Source organism: Tabrizicola sp. (assembly GCF_041911175.1).
Classification (GTDB): Bacteria; Pseudomonadota; Alphaproteobacteria; order Rhodobacterales; family Rhodobacteraceae; genus Tabrizicola.
Window position 1 is genome coordinate 1 of sequence record NZ_JAYRPN010000125.1, and the last position, 16952, is coordinate 16952.

Sequence of the window (16952 nt, forward strand, 5' to 3'; positions counted from 1 at the left end):
CCAGCTGGTCGCCATAGCCAAGGTCGGCGATCACCTTCCGCGCCAGCCGCGCGAATGCCGCCTGGTCGGCCAGCACATGATCAAGGTTCGACAGCGTCTCCCCCGCCTGCTCCTCGACGAAGCCCCGCCACAGGTCCGCCGCATGTTCCGCCGACTTCGGCAGGGGCCGCCCGGTCGCCATCTGCCGCACCAGATAGCCCGCCGCCACCGGCAGCGGCACTTCCGAGGCCGAGGTCAACTGGCCATAGCCCTTGCGGTCGGCCTCGTTGGCGATCTTCGCGTCGATGTTCCCGGCAGTCCCCGGCATGTCGCGCGCGCCCACCGCCTCGCAGCGGGCGTTCTCCATCGCCTCGTAGATGTCCCGCGCAAGCGGCCCGGTGGGGGCATATTTCGCCGCCACCCCGTCGTCGTGATACTTCCGCCGCAGCGCGAAGGCATCCGCCGTCCCGCGTGCCAGCAACACCTCGTCCCGCGTCATCCGGCGGCTGACCTGCGGCAGGCGCACGCCTTCCTTGTTCATCCCCGAAGGATCGACCGAATAGGTCACCGCCATCTCCGGGTCATCCGCCATCGTGCGGGTGGCCTCGGCCAGGGCTTTCTTGAACGGATCGGCGGGGTTGTCGCTGGGCTTCATCATGGCGTCAGCCTAATCCGTCCGGCGAGGCTCTGCCAGATGCCAGATCGGCCAAAACCGCCACATGCACGTCCAATGCGTCGATCACCCGGTATCCGGTTTCCTGCCCGTCGAAGGCGAGGTTGAGGTCGGTCCCGGCCAGCACCACCGCCTCGGCGCCCTGATCCGCCAGCCGCTGCCCCGCGTCTAGGAACCGTGTGCGCGTGTTTCCATTGCAGACCCCGGCCACTGCCATCTCCTGATAAAGCTGGCCCAGCTCCTCGATCTCCCCCTCCAGCGCAATCGCCTTCGTCCGTCGCAATTGCCCGTAAAGCTTCGTCCGCATCACCACCCGCGTGCCCAGAAGGCCGACCGTCCCGATCCGTTCCGCCGCAAAGAACGCATCCAGCGGCGCGACCGCCGAAACCAGCGGCAGCGAGGACCGCCCGACCGTCTCGTCGAAACAGAAATGCCCGCCCAGCGAGGTGATCGCCGCGCATTCCGCCCCCGCCGCCTTCAGCCGGTCGATCAGCCGCGCATAGACCCCCGCCTGCTCCACCCGCCGGTCGGCCAGGTTGTTGGCGATCAGCTCGTGGATGTCTGCCTGCACGATGGTCAGTTCCAGCCGCGCTCCCCGCTCGGCCATCGCCGCGCAAAGCCGCTGGTAGTAGACCACCGTCGCCGCCGGTCCGATGCCGCCGATGAGGCCAATGTGCATGCGCTCTCCTCCGTCCGTTCCCGGACTTAACCACCCCGCTCCCCCGGCAGCAACCCGCTGCCGTGCGCCCCTGCACAGAACCGGCGCGGCTTTGTGGAGTTGGCAGGACACCCCTCGTCGCCAGATAAGACCGGCAACGAAAAGCAACACAATCAAGGAACGAGACCAATGGCCAACCCGAAGATCGCGATCATCGTATCGTCGACCCGCCCCACCCGCTTTGCCGACATCCCGACCCAATGGATCAAGGCGCAGGCCGAAGCCCGCGGCGACCTCGACGTCGAGGTGGTGGACCTGCGCGACTTCCCGATGCCCTTCTTCGCCGAAGTCGCCTCGAACGCCTGGGTCCCCTCGCAAGACCCCGCCGCCGTCGCCTGGCAGAAGAAGATCGGTGAGTTCGACGGCTACATCTTCGTCGTCGCCGAATACAACCGGTCGATCACCGGGGTGCTGAAGAACGCGCTGGACCAGGCCTATGTCGAATGGGCGCGGAAGCCCTTCGGCGCCATCGCCTACGGCTCGATGGGCGGCGCCAACGCGCTTGGCCACCTGCAGAACATCGGCGTGGAGCTTCAGATGGTCCCCACCCGCGCCAACGCCCGCATCGGCGGCGGCGATTTCTTCAAGGTCCACCCCGGCTTCGGCGGCACCGGCAACCTCGCCGACATCGAAGGCTCCATCGGCCCCTCGACCAAGGCGATGCTGGATGACCTGGTCTGGTGGGCCAAGGCGACCAAAGCCGCGCGGGGCTGAGGCCGAAATCCTGCTCGCGACGGCCAGAGGTCTTGCCTGGCCGTCGCTTCCCGACAGATTGACTTTCAGAATTTTCTCTACTTATATACACACAAATCCTGTGCGCCGATGATCCTCACCAACAGCAAAGACATCCTTTCCCGCCTGCAAGCCGAGGGATGGTCGCTGGTGTCGGTTAAGGGCTCGCACCACAAGTTCCGCAGACACGGCCAGACGCTTGTCGTGCCGCATCCGAAGAAAGACCTGCCGCTTGGCACCGCGCGCAGCATCGCCAAAGCCGCCGGGTGGCTGAAGGAGCCGCGATGAAGACCTATCTCGCCCTTGTCCACAAGGAACCCGACAGCGCATATGGGCTGGCGTTCCCCGACCTCCCCGGCTGCTTCGCCGCCGCGGATGCCGAGGGCGACATCCTGCGCAATGCGGTGGAAGCCCTTGAGCTTTGGTTCGAAGACGCCGCCCCCGTCCCCCCGCGCGGACCCGAGGCGATTGCAGCCGAGGTCGCCACCGATCTGGCCCAGGGCGCCTTCCTGATCGCCGTGCCGCTGGTCCAGCCCGCCTCGCGGCAGAAGCGGGTGAACATCAGCCTGGATGCAGCCACCCTCGACGCCATCGACACGGCGGCAGAGGGGCTTGGCCTGACGCGGTCAGGCTTCCTCGCAATGGCCGCGCTGAACGAGATCAAGGGCGGGCATTAAGCCCCTCACTTCATCGCCATCGACGCCGCGCTCTCCGGCAGCTCCTCGGCGAAGCAGCGCTGGTAGAACTCAGCCACCGTCTGCCGCTCCAGCTCGTCGCATTTGTTCAGGAAGGTCAGCCGGAAGGCATAGCCCACGTTGCGGAAGATCTCGGCGTTCTGCGCCCAGTTCAGCACCGTCCGGGGGCTCATCACCGTGGACAGGTCGCCGTTCATGAAGGCCGTCCGCGTCAGGTCCGCCACGGTGACCATTTGCGAAATCGTCTTCCGCCCCTTGTCCGTGTTGTAATGCGGGTTCTTCGCCAGCACGATCGCCGTCTCGGCGTCATGCGACAGATAGTTCAGCGTCGCCACCAGCGACCAGCGGTCCATCTGCGCCTGGTTGATCTGCTGGACCCCGTGGTAAAGCCCCGTCGTGTCCCCCAGGCCAACCGTGTTCGAGGTCGCGAACAGCCGGAAGCACGGATGCGGCGTGATGATCTCGTTCTGGTCCAGAAGCGTCAGCTTGCCGTCATGCTCCAGCACCCGCTGGATCACGAACATCACATCCGGCCGCCCCGCATCGTATTCGTCGAAGACGATGGCCACCGGATTGCGCAGCGCCCAGGGCAGGATGCCCTCATGGAACTCCGTCACCTGCTTGCCGTCGCGCAGCTTGATCGCGTCCTTGCCGATCAGGTCGATCCGGCTGATATGCGAATCGAGGTTGACCCGCACGCAAGGCCAGTTCAGCCGCGCCGCCACCTGCTCGATATGGGTCGATTTCCCCGTCCCGTGATAGCCCTGGATCATCACCCGGCGGTTATAGGCAAAGCCCGCGAGGATCGCCAAAGTTGTGTCCGGGTCGAACTTGTAGGTCGAATCGATCTCCGGCACCCGGTCGGTGCGCTCGGCGAAGCCCTTGACGCGCATTTCGGTGTCGATCCCGAACACATCGCGGACCGAGATTTCCTCGGTCGGTTTCATCACCTGATCCAGCATCGCCTTAACCCATCCAAAGCCGCCGACGCCCCATCGCGCCGCACCGGCCATCCTTGGAACATATCGCCGGGGGGTTCAAGGGGAAGGGCGATACCCGACCGCCCCGCGCCGGTTTTCGCCGCCGCTATTCGCGGAAGAACCGGCTGTCCTTCAGCTGGTCCCAGGCCCAGACCACTTCCTGCAAGCGTTCCTCGTCGCGCCGGTCGCCGCCGTTCATGTCGGGATGCAGGTCCTTGACCAGGGTCTTGTACTGCTTGCGGATTTCCGTCTTGGTCCAAGTGTCGCGCGCATCGAGGATCTCGATGGCCTTCCTCTCCGTCGGCGGCAGCTTGCGCGTCGCGGTCGACAGCACCTTGCCCGGGTTCTGCGTCGCCTTCTCGCCCAGCAGGGACATCGGGTCGTTCACCCCCAGCCGCGCCCAGGCATTGCCGTCGCCGATCCGGCTGAAGGGCTTGGTCTCCCGCTCCCAGACCCGGTCCTTGTCGAGGAACTTCTGGAACTCCTCGTCCGTCGTCCCCTGGAAGAAATTCCATTTCAGATTGTACTCGCGGATGTGATCCTTGCAGAACCAGAAGAACTCATCCAGCAGATCCGGCGATTTCGGCGCCCGGAAGGCGGCCTTTTCCTTGCAGCCCGGATAATCGCAGGGCTTGTCCGCTGTCTCGAACGCCCCCGACATGCCCCGCCGCCCGGTTTTCTTGCGCTTCTTGTCAGCCGCGGCGCTGAGGTTGAAATCGAAGGGCGGACGACTGGTCATGCGAAGGGGGCCTTTCCGACGGGGGTTTCCGACTCGGGGGCACAAGTCTAAGGCTTTGGCGGGAAGTTGGAAGGGGGCCTGACATGGCTGTGAAGGACGAGATCGAGGACCGCCTGACCGCCGCCTTCGCGCCGAGCGTGCTCACGGTGGTGAACGAAAGCCACCGCCACGCTGGCCACGCCGGGGATGATGGGTCCGGCGAGAGCCATTTCCACATCACCATCCGCGCCGAGGCTCTCCGCGAGATGACCCGCGTGGCGCGGCACCGGGCCGTGCAGGCGGCGCTCGGCGACCTGAACAGCCGCGTCCATGCGATCGGGTTGGATATCGGCTGACGGCGCGTATCATTGCGACTCGTAGGGTGCGCTAAAGCGCTTTAGGCCACAGACTACCGCACCAAACCGAGTTCTGCGCAGAAGTCATCTGCGCTTCTTCCGCTGTTTTGCCTCCATCTTTCGCCTTTCTTGCCGGTTCATTTGGGTTATGGGCCAACCTAAGGATGGACGCTCGAATGTGACGGTTTTAACCTCGGGAAACTCTTGGCCGTCCCAAGCCCGCTCTTTCATATTCTGTAGGACTCCCAGTTTCGTGCAATCTTCCCGAATTGCCCTTCGCTCTTCGTTGCCCCACTCCGATTGCTCGGCATAAACCAAGTCTTCAGACACGCCACGCCCCTGACCAGGTGGTTCACGTGATATGCCCACAACTCGTTCAAGATGTGGATAACGCTCTAGTAGGCCCTTCGCATATATAACAGCAGATTCTGTGCGCTTTCGGCGATACTGTTCATACCCACCTTTGGCTTCCATCCAGTCCAAGTATTTGTAGGTCTGTATGAAGAATGCCGTTCCCTTGTCTTTGGACTTGGAGCCAGGCAAAATAACTCGGAAGAATCTATCCGCAGTTTTGCCTTTCTCAAGGGCGCCCATAGCAGCTTGACCATGTGCGCGACGATAGAATCTTGGCTCAAGCGCCATATATCGAACGCCAATTTCGTTCCTACGGAGATCAAACTCATAGTCATCTATTGTTATGGAAGTACCGTCGAGCATATGGGTCGTGAACCCTTCAATGAGCATATCCCAGACATAGGAAATTTTGTCCTCATGCTTTTTTGCGATGTAGCGTGAATCGGAGGTCAGTTTCGCATATTGGTTCCGGTCAATCGTGATGGGAGGGCTCTTCCCATCAGTAACAAAATCATGGTCACCGTCTTCGTTTATTCGGATTGCGTAGTAGGCGAGCAAATTCTCCTCGCCGTGAGCTTCATGTAGTCTTCCAGATCTAATAAACTCAGCTCGCTTGACTAGGTAGTCAGTAAAGTCTCGAACCGTATCCAATTCTGCCATAACTATATCCAGCGCGACTTCGTCAAACACGTGAACAAATGAACCGTCGGGGTCAATATCTCCAAATGCGAATGGCGCAACACCACCTGCTTGATTGTTCCAGTGGGCATCCCCTTTGAGAGATGGGCGAATGATCAGGCTGCCAGAAGTGGCACCAAGGTGAATCCTGCAGGCTTTGGACGCACCCTGTGACACCAACACGCGGTGAAAGATCCTTGTCTCCGGTGGTGGAAAATCAATCGGGAAGCGTTTGGTACAATCGCGGTCAAGAAATATACGTTCAGGATACTCAGTGATCCAGCGCTCGGCGCCGTTGGCTTGCTTGGCAGAGTTCTGCACAGCTCGCCTTGCCCAACGGCACCAAGCTGTATTCAAGTCTCCTCGCGGCCACTCAATCGTCTTCTCGCTAAAAATGATTATATGATGGCCACAAACCACCAGCAGGTCACAAAGCTCCTTTCCCTCGGTGCCGCTGGTCGATCGCTGGTCCCTAAAAGGGCTGGGGTAAGACCACAGGTTCAGAAACGACTTCTCTGCCAACCTTGCCAAATAGAGTTCGGATAGAGTGACTCCCACTCCCTTGACAACTGGCGGGCGAATTTGCTCTGGTCGTTCGTCGATGCCCAAGGGTTTTGTAATCAAAGCTACCTCCAGAAGTCTGAGCTACCATAGGGGTCTGTCCAAGGGAAGCTGATCCCACGCCCTTGCACACAGCAAGCGTAGAGCGGGTGCCAACCCACCATTTCATCCAAACCCCTTCACGCGAGAAAGCGCTCACGGGAACCACCGCCACCTTTGCCGAGTTGTCCCTTCATCCACCCCGCAGAGAGACCCCGACATAGTCGGCGCCGTCGATGGTCAGGGTCACCCCTTCATCCACCCCCCCCCCCGCAGGGAGACCTCTCATGTTCCCGCACCTTCGCCTCTGGCTCCTTACCCTCTGGACCTCCTCCATCGCCGGAGCCGTCGTCATCGCAGGCCTCACCCTCGGCCACTACCGCTGGTCCACCTTCCTCTGGGCCGCTGTTGCAGGCCTTCTCATCGGCGTCCCGGCGGCTCTCCTGAACTGGGCCTATCTCCGTCCCAACCGCTTCCGCGAAGTCGGCGTGCTGGGACAGGCCCCGCCCAGCAGAAATCGGCCCTGATCGACTCGCGCCGACCCAATCCCCTTTCACCTGGCTCCAAATATCCTCGGGGGGTTTGGGGGGCGAAGCGCCCCCAACGCCGAGGAGGAGGCGCAGCCCGACGACGAGACAAAAGGACTTCGCGCGTCAGCGCTCCATTCGAAAACCGCCCCGACCAGAGCCAAGGCAAGACGTTAAAAATCCCCTAACGTCCGCGACCAACTCCTTGATTTCAAACGACCGGAAAATCTGTCCACCGTGGACACTACCCCGCCTTCACCCGCAGCCGCCAGGCATGCAGCAGGGGTTCGGTATACCCCGAAGGCTGCTCCCGCCCCTTGAAGACCAGGTCCGAGGCCGCCTGGAACGCCGCTCCCTGGAAGGCCGGGGCCATCGGCCGGTAGAGGGGGTCCCCCGCATTCTGCCGGTCCACCACCGCCGCCATCTTCCGCAGCGCCTCCATCACCTCACCCTCGCTCACCACCCCGTGATGCAGCCAGTTCGCGATGTGCTGGGCCGAGATCCGGCAAGTCGCCCGGTCCTCCATCAGCCCGACATCATTCACGTCCGGCACCTTGGAGCAGCCGACCCCCTGGTCGATCCAGCGCACCACATAGCCGAGGATGCCCTGCGCATTGTTCTCGACCTCCCGCGTGACCTGCGCCCGGTTCCACGCCTGGAAGCTCGCGAGCGGGATATCGAGGATCCCGTCCACATGCGCCCGCCGCCCCCCCTTGGCCAGCCGGGCCTGCACCGCGAAGACGTCGACCTTGTGGTAGTGGAGGGCGTGCAGAGTGGCCGCAGTGGGCGAAGGGACCCAGGCCGTGTTCGCCCCCGCGCGGGGATGGGCGATCTTCTCGTCCAGCATCGCCGCCATCAGGTCCGGCATCGCCCACATCCCCTTGCCGATCTGCGCCTTGCCCGACAGCCCGCATTCCAGCCCGATATCGACGTTCAGGTTCTCATAGGCGGTGATCCAGGACTTCCGCTTGATGAAGTCCTTCCGGCTGAACGCCCCCGCTTCCATCGAGGTGTGGATCTCGTCCCCGGTCCGGTCGAGGAAACCCGTGTTGATGAAGGCAACCCGCCCCTTCGCCGCCCGGATGCATTCCTTCAGGTTGACCGAGGTCCGCCGTTCCTCGTCCATGATCCCGAGCTTCACCGTCGCCGCAGGAAGGCCCAGCACCGTCTCGACCCGCGCCATCACTGCGTCCGCGAAACCCACTTCCTCCGGCCCGTGCATCTTCGGCTTCACCACATAGACCGACCCCAGCACCGAGTTCCGCGTCCCCTCGGCCTTCTTCAGGTCGTGCAGCGCGATGGCCACCGTCACCATCGCGTCCATCAGGCCCTCGGGCGCCTCGGACCCGTCCGGCAACAGGATCGCCGGGTTGGTCATCAGGTGGCCGACGTTCCGGACCCACATCAGCGCGCGGCCCTTGATCAGGAAGGGCCTGCCCTGCGGGTCCAGATACTCCCGGTCAGCGGCCAGGTGACGTTCGACCTTCCGCCCGCCCTTCACGAACACCTCCGAGAGCGTCCCTTTCATCAGCCCCAGCCAGTTGCGATATGCCCCGACCTTGTCCTCGGCATCGACGCAGGCGACGGAATCCTCGCAGTCCATGATCGCCGTCATCGCGCTTTCCAGCTGCACATCGGCCAGCAGCGCCTGGTCGCGCGAGCCGATGAAATGCGCGCGGTCGAAGACCAGCTCGACATGCAAGCCGTTGTTCCGCAACAAAATGGAGTCAGGAGCCTTCGGGTTGCCCCGGTAGCCGACGAACTTCTCCGGCTGTACCAGCGGCAGGTCGTCGACCAGAAGCGCGCCGTCCTTCACCACATACCGTCGCACGTCGGCATGGCTGGTGCCGGCGATGGGGAAAGCCTCGTCCAGGAACACCCGCGCCCGCGCCACCACCCGCGCGCCCCGGCCACGTTCATAGCCGCCGGAGGGCGGCAGGGAGCCCATCGCATCCGTTCCGTAGAGGCAGTCGTAGAGGCTGCCCCAGCGCGCGTTCGCCGCGTTCAGCGCGTAGCGGGCGTTCGTGACCGGGACCACCAGCTGCGGGCCGGGGACTTTGGCGACCTCGGGGTCCACGTTGGTCGTCTCGATGCTGAAAGCCGGGCCTTCGGGCAAGAGATAGCCGATCTCGGCGAGGAAGGCCTTGTAGGCGGCATGGTCATGCGGTTGCCCGCGCCGGGCGACGTGCCAGGCATCGATCTTCGCCTGCAGATCGTCCCGCTTGGCCAGAAGCGCCCGGTTCTGCGGCGCGAAATCCGCCAGCAGCGCGGCGAGACCCGACCAGAACTGCCCTGCCTCGATCCCGGTGCCCGGCAGTGCCTCATCCTCGACGAAGCGGGCGAGCACCACATCCACCTGAAGCCCCGCCCGATCCAGACGTTCCGTCATGGCAATCTCCCTTGGCCGCCGGGCCGCTTGTATGCTGTGGCACACAATAGGCGAGGGGGCCGGGCGGCGGCAAGAAAAGCCGGGGCCGAATTTCAAAGGAAGCCGAAAATCACCTTTCGCGAAAACCGGAAAGCGAAAACTTCGTCGATTGGCTAAGTTTTTCTTGCGCGACTCGGTGGCGATAGGTTACTTAGCCACATGGCTAAGCATGATCCCCACCTCGACCTGTTGTTCCATGCGCTGTCCGACCCGACCCGGCGCATGATGCTGAACCGGCTGGCCCGTGGTCCCGCACCTGTGACGGAACTGGCCGGGCCGACGGGACTTAGGCTCCCGACGATCCTGCGGCATCTTTCGGTGCTGGAGGAGGCGGGGCTGGTTGCCACACAGAAGGATGGGCGCGTCCGGTCCTGCGCCTTCCAGCCAAGGGCGATGCAACCGATGTCCGACTGGCTGGACGAGCAGCGCAAGGTCTGGGAGGCGCGGCTGGATCGGCTGGACGACTATGTGATGAACCTGATGAAGGAGCGCGAGAAATGACCACGACCCCCGACCTGGACCCCCAGCTTGACCTCGTCATCACCCGCGAGGTGAACGCCCCGCGCGAGATCCTTTACCTGTGCTGGACCACGCCCGAGCACCTTGTCCACTGGTTCGTCCCGAAGCCGCACCGGGTTGTCTCCTGCGAGCTGGACGTGCGCGTCGGCGGGGCCTGCAACACGACCTTCGACGTCGAGGGCAACGAGATGGAGAACAACGGGGTCTACCTGGAGGTTGTCCCGAACGAAAAGCTGGTCTTTACCGATGCCTACAGCGCGGGATGGAAGCCCAAGCCCGACCCGTTCATGACCGCGATCATTCATTTCGAGGACATCGGCGGCGGGCGCACCAGATACACCGCCATTGCCCGGCACCGGAATGCGGAAACCGCGAAGGCGCACAAGGACATGGGCTTCTACGACGGCTGGGGCACCGTGATCACCCAGCTGGAGAGCTATGCCCAGGGGCTGAAGCAATGAGCCGCGACCTGACCGCCGACCGTTTCGCCACCCTGACTTTCGAGCGCAAGGTCGCGGCCCCGGTGGCGACGCTCTACGCCGCCTGGACCTCTCCCGCTGCGCGGGCGGTCTGGGCCGCGCCCACCCCTGCCGTGACTGTGGAATTCCTTGAGTCGGACGCAAGGGTAGGGGGCCGCGAGGTCTCGCTCTGCAAGGTGGCGGGGCAGCCCGATATCCGGGTCGAGGCCGGGTGGCTGGACCTTGTGCCAGACGCGCGCAGCGTCGGCTACGAGGTGGTTTCGCAAGAGGGGGAAAGGAAATCTGCCGCCTTGGTGACGGCGGATTTCAACGGCGACGGCGAGCAGAGCCGGGTCGCGGTGACGGTCCAGCTTGCCTCGCTGGCCGAGGATATGGCCGAGGGCTACCGGCAGGGCTTCACCGCCGGGGTGGCGAACCTGGGCGCGGTGGCAGAACGCACGATTCTGTTCCATCGGGTGATCAAGGCCCCGGTCCCCGTGGTCTGGGGCGCCTGGATGAACGCCGACTCCTTGCCGAAATGGTGGGGGCCGGAGGGGTTTTCCTGCCGCACCAGCCGCATCGACTTGCGCGAGGGCGGCGAATGGGTCTTCGACATGATCGCGCCCGACGGGACGGTCTTCCCGAACCACCACAAATACGGCGCGGTGATCCCCGAGGCGCGGCTGGACTACACGCTGCACTGGGGCGAGAATGGGCCGAAGCATGCCGATGCCTGGGCCAGTTTCGACGATCTGGACGGCGCGACCCGGGTGACGCTGGGCATGGTGATGGCGACGGCGCAGGAATACCACGACGCCAAGGGCTTCGGCGCGGTGGAGCTGGGCCTGCAGACGCTGGGCAAGCTGGCGCGGACCGTCGGCGCCGAGTGATCAGCCCAGATACGGTGCAACGAAGGCAAGGCAGGCGGCTTTCGCCGCTTCAGGTCCGATCACATCGGGGTCCATGCATTGCTGCAGGCAGAGCCCGTCGATCAGGCAGATCAGCGACACCGCAAGGGGCCGGGCCTCGACCGTCCGCCCCCTTGCCGCCGCCAGCGCGGCAATCGCATCGCTGACCTGGGTCAGGTAGACCCGGTATTGCTGCTGGTGCTCGGCTTGCAGGGCGGGCGTCACCGCGATCTGGCCCCAGAGCGCCAGCCAGGCCGCCAAGGTGTCGCGGCTGAAGGCCTTGGGCGCGAAGACCCCGTCGATCAGCGCCATGACCCGGGTCTCGGGGGGCAGGGACGCGAGGTCGGGCACGGTGTCGCGATAAAGCTGCGCATAGACGGCGGTCAGCATCTCGGCCATCGAGCCGAAGTGGTGCAGCACCAGCCCGCGCGAGACGCCTGCCGCCTTGCAGATGCGGTCGACGGTGAAATGCAGGATGCCGCCCTCGGCCAGGCAGGCGAGACCGACGTCGATCAGCTGCGCGCGGCGGTCGTCGCTGGAAAGGCGGGTGAAGCGGGCCATCAGTTCGTCCCCATCAGTTCGTCCCCATCAGTTCGTCGGGGCCCCGCCCTCGGCCTTGCGGCGGGCGACGAAAGCCTCCAGCGCCTCGTGGATGCCTTTGTCCAGCGGCGGCTGTTCGTAATGGGCCAGCAGGTCCTTCCAGATGCGGTTGGCGCGTTGCGGCAGTTCCTCTGCCCCGCGAGCCAGCCAGGTCGGATAGCTGTCCCAATTCGACAGCATCGGCGGATGGAAGGCAGTGTCATACATCGCCATCGTCTGCGCCGTGCCGAAGAAATGCCCTCCCACCCCTGCCTCGGCGATGGCGTCGAGCGACAGGGCCTCATCGCTGACGGCAATCGGTTGGAAATAGGCCTGCATCATGCCCAGCATCTCGGCATCAAGGATCAGCTTCTCGAAGCTGGCGGTCAAGCCGCCATGCATCCAGCCCGCGCCGTGGATCACCAGATGCGCGCCCCCCATCAGGCAGCCCCAGAGCGACATCATCGACTCGTAAGCCGCCTGCGCGTCGATGGCATTGGCCGCAGTGGTGTTCGAGGACCGGAACGGCACCCCGATCCTGCGGGCAAGCTGGCCCGAGGCCTGCGCGGCCTTGGCATATTCCGGGGTTCCGAAGGCAGGCGCCCCGGTCTTCATGTCGACGTTCGAGGTGAAGCCGCCATACATCACCGGCACGCCCGGCCGCACGATCTGGGTCAGCGCCACGCCGAACATCGCCTCGGCATGTTGCAGGACCAGCGCCCCGGCCAGGCTGACCGGCGCCATCGCCCCCGCCAGCGTGAAGGGGGTGACGATGGCGACCTGGCCATGTTCGGCCAGCGTGATCAGGCCCTGGCTCATCGGGTCGTCCAGCTGCCGGGGCGAGTTGGTGTTGATCACCCCCATCATCATCGGTTGCTTTGCAAGGTCGTCGAGCGACCAGCCCATGCTCAGCGCCGCCATGTGCAGACCGTCCATCGTCCGGTCCCGCCCCAGCGCGTTCAGGTTCCAGCTTTTGTCCAGCAGGGTGATCTGGCTCAGGTAAAGATCCAGGTGCCGCGTGTTCGCAGGCAGGTCCATCGGCTCCAGCGGGCCGCCTGATTCCTGCTGGATCACGTTCAGGCTTTGGCACAGGCGCAGGAAGTCCTGCATGTCCTGCAGGGTGCCATCAAGGCGACCGCGGTCGAGATCCATCACATAGGCGGGCCCGCCGACGGAGGAGAACACCATGTCGTTGCCACCGAAGCGCAGGTCCTTGGCCCGGTTCCGCGCCGCGATGGTGAAGGTGCGGGGAACGGTCGCCAGCCGCTCTTCGATCAGCCCGGGGTCGGGATAGACCATCTGCCCCTCGACCCGCGCTCCGGCCCGGCGGAAGTGGTCGATGGCGGTGCCGTTCAGCACGCGCATGCCTTGCGTCGCCAGCAGCGCCAGCGCGGCCCGGTGGATCGCTTCCACCTGATCCTCGCTCAGCACCCTGATCGGGTCATAGCTGCGCGGCATCTGGCCGAAGGGACGTTGCGGGATGGCATTCGGGGACCGGGCAGGGCGGCGCTGGCGCATCAGAGGCTCCTTTCAGGCGCGCGCTCGCGGCGCGGGGGCAGGTCGGGCTCGCCCAGAAGCCGGGCGAAGCGGTGGGCGGAATGGACGGCATCGGCGATGGACGAAGGCGCGAGGCAATCGCCGATCCGGGTGGCTTGCGTCCCCTGTTCGGCAAGCGCGCCGGGAAGGGCGTTGTCGGGCAGGCGCCCGGTGCAGAGGATCAATGTTCCGCAGGGCAGGGGCTCCACCCGTCCGGTGTAGACGCAAGCAAGGGTCACTTCGCCGACCTCCTGTGCTTTCAACGCCTTCAGCGGATGGATCGCCACCCCCGCCTCGATCAACCGGGCTTGCAGGAAATCCTGCTCGTTGGTCAGCACCGTCCAGCTGGAGGCGACGGCGGCGGTCGTTACATAATGGATCTCATGCCCCGCAAGGGCCAGCTTCTCGGCCAGCGCCCCGGCCATGAAGTAATGCTCGTCATCATAGAACACCACCGGCCCGGTGATCCCGGCCCCCGCGAACACATCATCCGGGGTCAGCGCCAAGGGGAACTCTCCCGGCCGGATCGCATAGACACCCACCCCGTCCCGCCGCCAATGCGACCCCGTCGCCAGCACGACATGATCCGCCCCGAACTCGGCCACATCCACCGCAGCCATCCGGCTGGCCGGGAACAGCTCTACATTCGGCAGTTTCCCGATCATGTGCAGCCGCCAGTCCCGGACCCGCATCCAGGTCGCCAGGCCCGGCAACGTCGCCTCGCGCAAGAGCCGCCCGCCGAAATGGTCCGACGCCTCGGCCAAAGCCACCTCCAGCCCCCTTCGGCCCAGGGTCAGCGCCGCCTCCAGCCCCGCCGGGCCGCCGCCAATGACCAGCGCCTTCTCGCGCTTCTGGTGAACCGCGATCCGCTCCGGGTGCCAGCCGCGCCGCCATTCCTCGCCCATCGTCGGGTTCTGCGTGCAGCGCAGGCCCACGCCTTCGTTGTTCGCCGCCCGGCAGATGTTGCAGCCGATGCATTCCCGGACCTCGTCCTCGCGCCCCTCGCGGATCTTCAGCGGCAGGAACGGGTCGGCGATCGAAGGCCGCGCCGCGCCGATGAAATCCTGCACCCCGCGCCGGATCTGGGCAACCATCCGGTCGGGCGAGGTGAAACGCCCGACCGAGACCACCGGCTTCGTAGTCAGCGATTTCACGAAGGCGACGTTCTCCTCCTGGAACCCCTCGCCCGAAAACCGGGCCGACCGCGAGTCATTCCCCAAAGCCCCTGCCACGTTCACATCCCAGAGGTCCGGCAGTTCGGCCAGCAGTTCGATGATCTCACGCCCCTCGCCTTCCGAGGTGATCCCTTCCGGCCCGTGCAACTCGTCCACCGCCAGCCTGACCGCCACCGCACAGCTGTCACCCACGGCGTCCTTGGTGTCCTCGATCATCTCGCGCAGAAGCCGCGCCCGGTTCTCCAGGCTGCCGCCATAGGCGTCACCGCGATGGTTGGTCCGGCGCGAGAGGAACTGGAACGGCAGGTAGTCGTGGCCCGCATAGACATAGACGATGTCGAACCCCGCCCGCTTGGCCCGCAACGCCGCATCGCGCTGCCAGCCCCGGAAGGCGCGGATGTCCGAAAGGTCCATCGCCCGCGCCGTTGTGGGCAGGTGGTAGAGCGCAGGCTGCACATCGGGCGCGATCCCCGGCAGCCGGGTCATCCGGTTCGACGCATGCGCGCCGCCATGCCACAACTCGATCCCGGCCAGCGATCCGCGGGCATGGATCGCCTCGGCGGTCAGGGCCAGCGGCGCAATGTCGTCATCATCCCAGAGCGTCAGGAACGCGTAGGGGCTGTCGTCGGAACTGGGGTGGATCGAGCAGTATTCCGTGCAAACGACGCCCCAGCCGCCCTCGGCCTTCACCCCCCGCAGGGCCGCGCCGGACTGCGGGCGCTGCCAGCCGAAGCCGGTGGCATGCGGGGTCTGGTAGAAGCGGTTCGGCGCCGTGACCGGGCCGATGCGGACGGGCTCGAACAGGATGTCGTAGCGCAGGTCGCGGGGCATCGGGCCATCCTTGTTGAATGATCGTATAGTAAGAGTGCCGCGCCGCCTGCGTCAAGCGGTCAGAAGGGCAGGCAAAGCTGCGCGCTGTCTCGCCGCCGGGCGCCTGTTCTGCTGGTGGAGCGTTGCGCAAACCCGCCCGGAGTTTCCGCGAAGCCCACAGACAGACGCGCCTGCCGCAACCGTGTGCGGGCGTCCCGGGAGGCAGAGGCGAAATCGACGACCGGCTCCGGGTAGCGGTGGCCGAGAAGGTGCCGCGCCTCGGGCCAGCGCCAGGGTTCGTGCAGGACCGCATCCGGCACCGGGACGAGTTCCGGCAGCCAGCGCCGGGTGAAGGCGCCCGAAGGGTCGAGATCAAAGCCCAGTCGCACCGGGTTCGCAGGCCGGGGAGGAGGGTCCATCGCTACCGCTCGCAACTGCGGCCAGTAGAGCGCGGGGTCATAGTCGGTGAACGACCTCGCCAGATGGGCGCCCACGGCATCGCGGTCCAGCGCCAGGTGCCAGCACGCGACCGAGGTCACCATTGCCCGCAAAGGCGCAGGCAGCCACCCGGTCGCCCGCAGATAGCGCAGGCAGGCGTCCAGGAAGGGCAGGCCGGTTTCGCCCTGCGTCCAGGCAACCAGCCGCGTGGCATCGGTCTCACGGGAGGGGGCGGTCGGCCAAGGCCCTTCCCTCTCTGGTTGCTGCGCCTGAACGGGCTCCTCCCGCGCCGAAAGGCTGGCCTGAAAGCGCGAGAGCGACCCGCGCCACCGCCCACCCGGATGCTCGGAAATCCGGGAGGCGGTTGCCAACCGCACCTCGCGCAGCGACAATGTGCCGTGGGCGAGATGCGGTGAAAGCCGGGACGAGGCGCGTTCGGCAACAAGGGGTGAGGCCAGCGTGGTGCTGTAGGCCTCGCCCCGCTGCGCCAAGAACCTGTCCAACAGTTCCAGCCCCCGCGCGCGGCCCCCGAGCTGGCGGTGCGGGCAGGGGTCGGGGGCAAGGCGCAGGGCGCGGGCCGTGGGGATCAGGCCGGGCTCCACCCCTGCGACAGCCTGCACCTCGGGCAGCGGAAGGGCAGGGGGAAGCCGCGCCCCTTGCGGGGACATTCCCGCTGCATCCGTTTCTGTTTGCGCCACTTCGGTCCACGCGATACCCGCCCCCTGCGCCCAGCCGGCCACCCGCAGGTTTCGCGCCGCCGTCCAGGCGGTGCCCACCTCGGCATGGCTGACGATCCGGGCGATCCCATGTCGCTTGCACAAGCCTGCCAGCACCTGCACCGCATCGCCGACCCGCACCACCAGCGGCGCGCCGATCCCGGCCAGCTCTTCCCGCAGGCCCGCGAGGCTTTCCGCCACGAACTCCCATTGCCGGGCCGAGGCGTCGGGCTCTGACCAAAGCTCCGGCTCCACCACATAGACCGGCAGGACCGGCCCGATCCCCACCGCAAGGGTCAGCGCCGGATGGTCGTGGACGCGCAGGTCGCGCTTCAGCCAAACGAGAACATTCATGGAACATAGATGCATCGCCCG

At 65.3% G+C, this 16952-nt stretch carries 17 protein-coding genes and 1 pseudogene; 8 read left to right on the top strand and 10 right to left on the bottom strand.

Going from position 1 to position 16952, the window contains the following annotated elements; all coding sequences use genetic code 11:
- Positions 1 to 637, bottom strand: a pseudogene (locus ACE3P6_RS17150) (cobaltochelatase subunit CobT); the annotation flags it as partial.
- Positions 638 to 641: 4 nt separating this feature from the next.
- Positions 642 to 1331 (bottom strand): aspartate/glutamate racemase family protein, encoded by a 690-nt coding sequence (locus tag ACE3P6_RS17155; protein WP_374397505.1) that lies wholly within the window; start codon positions 1329 to 1331, stop codon positions 642 to 644.
- 168 nt (positions 1332 to 1499) lie between these two features.
- Between ACE3P6_RS17155 and ACE3P6_RS17160 the strand changes: the two genes are divergently transcribed.
- The 3 genes from ACE3P6_RS17160 (at position 1500) to ACE3P6_RS17170 (ending at position 2779) form a co-directional block, all read left to right on the top strand.
- Positions 1500 to 2084, top strand: a complete 585-nt coding sequence (locus tag ACE3P6_RS17160) for an NADPH-dependent FMN reductase (RefSeq protein WP_374369583.1) — start codon at positions 1500 to 1502, stop codon at positions 2082 to 2084.
- A gap of 108 nt (positions 2085 to 2192) precedes the next feature.
- Complete coding sequence (locus tag ACE3P6_RS17165; RefSeq protein WP_374397507.1) at positions 2193 to 2390, top strand: type II toxin-antitoxin system HicA family toxin; 198 nt, start codon at positions 2193 to 2195, stop codon at positions 2388 to 2390.
- Positions 2387 to 2779, top strand: coding sequence for a type II toxin-antitoxin system HicB family antitoxin (locus ACE3P6_RS17170; RefSeq protein WP_374397509.1), 393 nt, complete (start codon positions 2387 to 2389; stop codon positions 2777 to 2779). The genes ACE3P6_RS17165 and ACE3P6_RS17170 overlap by 4 nt, the downstream gene beginning before the upstream one ends.
- A 5-nt stretch (positions 2780 to 2784) precedes the next feature.
- Here ACE3P6_RS17170 and cobS read toward each other — a convergent pair whose 3' ends face one another.
- Both cobS and ACE3P6_RS17180 read right to left on the bottom strand, forming a co-directional pair.
- Positions 2785 to 3759, bottom strand: a complete 975-nt coding sequence (cobS, locus tag ACE3P6_RS17175) for a cobaltochelatase subunit CobS (RefSeq protein ID WP_374397551.1) — start codon at positions 3757 to 3759, stop codon at positions 2785 to 2787.
- 124 nt (positions 3760 to 3883) lie between these two features.
- Positions 3884 to 4516 (bottom strand): J domain-containing protein, encoded by a 633-nt coding sequence (locus ACE3P6_RS17180; RefSeq protein ID WP_374397511.1) that lies wholly within the window; start codon positions 4514 to 4516, stop codon positions 3884 to 3886.
- Between the two features lie 83 nt (positions 4517 to 4599).
- Between ACE3P6_RS17180 and ACE3P6_RS17185 the strand changes: the two genes are divergently transcribed.
- Positions 4600 to 4851, top strand: coding sequence for a BolA family protein (locus ACE3P6_RS17185; RefSeq protein ID WP_374397513.1), 252 nt, complete (start codon positions 4600 to 4602; stop codon positions 4849 to 4851).
- Between the two features lie 84 nt (positions 4852 to 4935).
- On the opposite strand, the gene ACE3P6_RS17190 is transcribed toward ACE3P6_RS17185, so the two are convergent.
- Positions 4936 to 6507 (bottom strand): hypothetical protein, encoded by a 1572-nt coding sequence (locus ACE3P6_RS17190; RefSeq protein WP_374397515.1) that lies wholly within the window; start codon positions 6505 to 6507, stop codon positions 4936 to 4938.
- A 263-nt stretch (positions 6508 to 6770) separates the two neighbouring features.
- On the opposite strand from ACE3P6_RS17190, the gene ACE3P6_RS17195 reads away from it, so the two are divergent.
- Complete coding sequence (locus ACE3P6_RS17195; RefSeq protein ID WP_374397517.1) at positions 6771 to 7010, top strand: hypothetical protein; 240 nt, start codon at positions 6771 to 6773, stop codon at positions 7008 to 7010.
- A gap of 244 nt (positions 7011 to 7254) precedes the next feature.
- Here ACE3P6_RS17195 and ACE3P6_RS17200 read toward each other — a convergent pair whose 3' ends face one another.
- The gene (locus ACE3P6_RS17200) at positions 7255 to 9399 is read right to left on the bottom strand and encodes a malate synthase G (protein ID WP_374397519.1); all 2145 of its coding nucleotides are present in this window, start codon (positions 9397 to 9399) and stop codon (positions 7255 to 7257) included.
- Positions 9400 to 9597: 198 nt separating this feature from the next.
- On the opposite strand from ACE3P6_RS17200, the gene ACE3P6_RS17205 reads away from it, so the two are divergent.
- The 3 genes from ACE3P6_RS17205 to ACE3P6_RS17215 are packed head-to-tail and all read left to right on the top strand — an operon-like array spanning position 9598 to position 11305.
- Entirely contained in the window at positions 9598 to 9939 is a 342-nt protein-coding gene (locus tag ACE3P6_RS17205; RefSeq protein WP_374397521.1) for an ArsR/SmtB family transcription factor, read from the top strand.
- Complete coding sequence (locus ACE3P6_RS17210) at positions 9936 to 10418, top strand: SRPBCC family protein (RefSeq protein ID WP_374397523.1); 483 nt, start codon at positions 9936 to 9938, stop codon at positions 10416 to 10418. Before ACE3P6_RS17205 ends, ACE3P6_RS17210 begins: the two co-directional genes overlap by 4 nt.
- Entirely contained in the window at positions 10415 to 11305 is an 891-nt protein-coding gene (locus ACE3P6_RS17215; RefSeq protein ID WP_374397525.1) for an SRPBCC domain-containing protein, read from the top strand. The genes ACE3P6_RS17210 and ACE3P6_RS17215 overlap by 4 nt, the downstream gene beginning before the upstream one ends.
- Here the strand turns inward: ACE3P6_RS17215 and ACE3P6_RS17220 are convergent, their stop codons facing one another.
- From ACE3P6_RS17220 to ACE3P6_RS17235, 4 genes are read right to left on the bottom strand one after another with little or no spacing between them, the layout of a single operon-like run.
- Positions 11306 to 11884 (bottom strand): TetR family transcriptional regulator C-terminal domain-containing protein, encoded by a 579-nt coding sequence (locus ACE3P6_RS17220; protein ID WP_374397527.1) that lies wholly within the window; start codon positions 11882 to 11884, stop codon positions 11306 to 11308.
- A 27-nt stretch (positions 11885 to 11911) separates the two neighbouring features.
- Complete coding sequence (locus ACE3P6_RS17225; protein WP_374397528.1) at positions 11912 to 13420, bottom strand: trimethylamine methyltransferase family protein; 1509 nt, start codon at positions 13418 to 13420, stop codon at positions 11912 to 11914.
- Positions 13420 to 15444: an FAD-dependent oxidoreductase gene (locus ACE3P6_RS17230; protein ID WP_374397530.1), complete on the bottom strand. Its 2025-nt coding sequence runs from the start codon at positions 15442 to 15444 to the stop codon at positions 13420 to 13422. The genes ACE3P6_RS17225 and ACE3P6_RS17230 overlap by 1 nt, the downstream gene beginning before the upstream one ends.
- Before the next feature lie 59 nt (positions 15445 to 15503).
- Complete coding sequence (locus ACE3P6_RS17235; RefSeq protein WP_374397532.1) at positions 15504 to 16931, bottom strand: FAD-binding domain-containing protein; 1428 nt, start codon at positions 16929 to 16931, stop codon at positions 15504 to 15506.
- Positions 16932 to 16952 lie beyond the last annotated feature (21 nt).

Bases quoted from the DNA above. Each gene is read 5' to 3' on its own strand.
- ACE3P6_RS17215 (WP_374397525.1), top strand. From the start codon at position 10,415: ATGAGCCGCGACCTGACCGCCGACCGTTTCGCCACCCTGACTTTCGAG.
- ACE3P6_RS17160 (WP_374369583.1), top strand. From the start codon at position 1,500: ATGGCCAACCCGAAGATCGCGATCATCGTATCGTCGACCCGCCCCACC.
- ACE3P6_RS17195 (WP_374397517.1), top strand. From the start codon at position 6,771: ATGTTCCCGCACCTTCGCCTCTGGCTCCTTACCCTCTGGACCTCCTCC.
- cobS (WP_374397551.1), bottom strand. From the start codon at position 3,759: ATGCTGGATCAGGTGATGAAACCGACCGAGGAAATCTCGGTCCGCGAT.
- ACE3P6_RS17225 (WP_374397528.1), bottom strand. From the start codon at position 13,420: ATGCGCCAGCGCCGCCCTGCCCGGTCCCCGAATGCCATCCCGCAACGT.
- ACE3P6_RS17200 (WP_374397519.1), bottom strand. From the start codon at position 9,399: ATGACGGAACGTCTGGATCGGGCGGGGCTTCAGGTGGATGTGGTGCTC.
- ACE3P6_RS17220 (WP_374397527.1), bottom strand. From the start codon at position 11,884: ATGGCCCGCTTCACCCGCCTTTCCAGCGACGACCGCCGCGCGCAGCTG.
- ACE3P6_RS17230 (WP_374397530.1), bottom strand. From the start codon at position 15,444: ATGCCCCGCGACCTGCGCTACGACATCCTGTTCGAGCCCGTCCGCATC.
- ACE3P6_RS17210 (WP_374397523.1), top strand. From the start codon at position 9,936: ATGACCACGACCCCCGACCTGGACCCCCAGCTTGACCTCGTCATCACC.
- ACE3P6_RS17185 (WP_374397513.1), top strand. From the start codon at position 4,600: ATGGCTGTGAAGGACGAGATCGAGGACCGCCTGACCGCCGCCTTCGCG.
- ACE3P6_RS17180 (WP_374397511.1), bottom strand. From the start codon at position 4,516: ATGACCAGTCGTCCGCCCTTCGATTTCAACCTCAGCGCCGCGGCTGAC.
- ACE3P6_RS17205 (WP_374397521.1), top strand. From the start codon at position 9,598: ATGGCTAAGCATGATCCCCACCTCGACCTGTTGTTCCATGCGCTGTCC.
- ACE3P6_RS17165 (WP_374397507.1), top strand. From the start codon at position 2,193: ATGATCCTCACCAACAGCAAAGACATCCTTTCCCGCCTGCAAGCCGAG.
- ACE3P6_RS17235 (WP_374397532.1), bottom strand. From the start codon at position 16,931: ATGAATGTTCTCGTTTGGCTGAAGCGCGACCTGCGCGTCCACGACCAT.
- ACE3P6_RS17155 (WP_374397505.1), bottom strand. From the start codon at position 1,331: ATGCACATTGGCCTCATCGGCGGCATCGGACCGGCGGCGACGGTGGTC.
- ACE3P6_RS17170 (WP_374397509.1), top strand. From the start codon at position 2,387: ATGAAGACCTATCTCGCCCTTGTCCACAAGGAACCCGACAGCGCATAT.